Annotated in this window: 2 protein-coding genes; both read right to left on the bottom strand. The window is 64.8% G+C overall.

Annotated elements, in window-relative coordinates; all coding sequences use genetic code 11:
- Positions 1 to 1,241, bottom strand: a 1,241-nt coding sequence (locus tag VF662_RS16230; RefSeq protein ID WP_464142992.1) for a PEP/pyruvate-binding domain-containing protein, incomplete at its 3' end; no start/stop codon positions are given.
- An 83-nt stretch (positions 1,242 to 1,324) separates the two neighbouring features.
- Positions 1,325 to 1,604, bottom strand: a 280-nt coding sequence (locus tag VF662_RS16225) for a DALR anticodon-binding domain-containing protein (protein WP_464142991.1), incomplete at its 5' end; no start/stop codon positions are given.

The raw sequence follows: 1,604 nt of genomic DNA, 5'->3' as shown, positions 1-1,604 counted from the left end.
CCCGGCGATGCGGGCAAGCCCTTGGCGATCACCTGCCGCGGCGCCTCCGGATCGAGCGTCGGATGAAGCAACTGGTCAAGCGCTGACGGATCGATGCGGAGGACTGCTTCCTCCTCGGTGATCAATCCTTCGCGGGCCATGTCGACGGCGATCTTCAGGGCCGCCTTGGCGGTCCGCTTGCCGGAGCGCGTCTGGAGCATGAACAGCCGGCCGCGCTCGACGGTGAACTCGATGTCCTGCATGTCGCGATAGTGGGTCTCGAGAAGATCGAAGACGCGCGCGAGCTCGGCATAGACCTCGGGGAGCGACTCCTCCATCGATGGGGCCTTGGCGCCCGCTTTCTCGCGGGCGGAGCGGGTGAGATATTGCGGCGTGCGGATGCCGGCGACGACGTCTTCGCCCTGGGCGTTGATCAGATATTCGCCGTAATAAGCGCGCTCGCCCGTCGAAGGGTCGCGGGTGAAGGCGACGCCGGTAGCGCTGGTCTCGCCCATGTTGCCGAACACCATCGCCTGGACGTTCACCGCCGTTCCCCAGTCGCCGGGGATGGAATTGAGGCGGCGATAGACCTTGGCGCGGTCGGACTGCCAGGAGCCGAAGACGGCGCCGATCGCCCCCCAGAGCTGCTCGTTCACATCCTGCGGGAACGGCCGCTCCCAAAGCTCCTCGACAAGCTCCATGTAGCGGGCGACGAGCCGCTCCCAGTCCGCCGCTTCGAGATCGGTGTCGAGGTGGACGCCCTTATCCTCCTTGGCGATCTCGAGCGCTTCCTCGAAGGCGCCGTGATCGAGCCCCAGCACGACGTCGGAATACATCTGAATGAAGCGGCGATAGCTGTCCCAGGCGAAGCGGCGGTCGCCAGAGACGGCGGCGAGCCCTTCGACCGTCTCGTCGTTGAGGCCGAGGTTGAGGACCGTGTCCATCATTCCGGGCATCGAAACGCGCGCTCCGGAGCGCACCGAAACGAGGAGCGGATCGGCCGCATCGCCGAAGCTTTTGCCGGTGATGCCCTCGATATGGGCGATTCCGGCCGCGACTTCGGAGCGGAGGCTGTCGGGGAAGCTTTCGCCCTGCTCGTAATAAAGGGCGCAGACCGCGGTTGAGACGGTAAAGCCCGGCGGCACCGGCAGGCCGATCGAAGCCATTTCGGCAAGGTTCGCGCCCTTTCCACCGAGCAGATTCTTATTGCCGGCCTCGCCGTCCGAAATGCCGCCGCCGAAGCGATACACATATTGATTCATTCAGCGGCTCTTTCCGGCTGGAAGTTCACAAGTGGCACGAGTGACGCGAGAGTCACATGGAATCGCGGGGGGTCTCCCTCCCCTCAGCCCTCGATCCTGGAGAAATCCGCGACCCGGTGCACGGCGTCGCGCATCCGGGCAAGGAGGTTGAGCCTGGCCTCGCGCTTGTCGTGATCGGGATCATTGACCGTGACCTTGTCGAAAAATGCGTCCACCGGCGCTCGGAGGCTCGCAAGAGCCGCCATCGCGCCTTCGAAATCCTCGGCCTCGATCGCGGCCCGGGCCTTGGGCTCGGCCGAATCGAGAGCGGTGATCAGCTTTTGTTCCTCATCCAGGGGGGAATAGGACAGCGTTTTTTTCGGG

The organism is Allosphingosinicella sp. (assembly GCF_036387215.1).
Lineage (GTDB): Bacteria > Pseudomonadota > Alphaproteobacteria > Sphingomonadales > Sphingomonadaceae > Allosphingosinicella.
The sequence above is the reverse complement of the archived record's forward strand: the minus strand, read 5'-3'. Positions and strand labels throughout refer to the sequence as shown.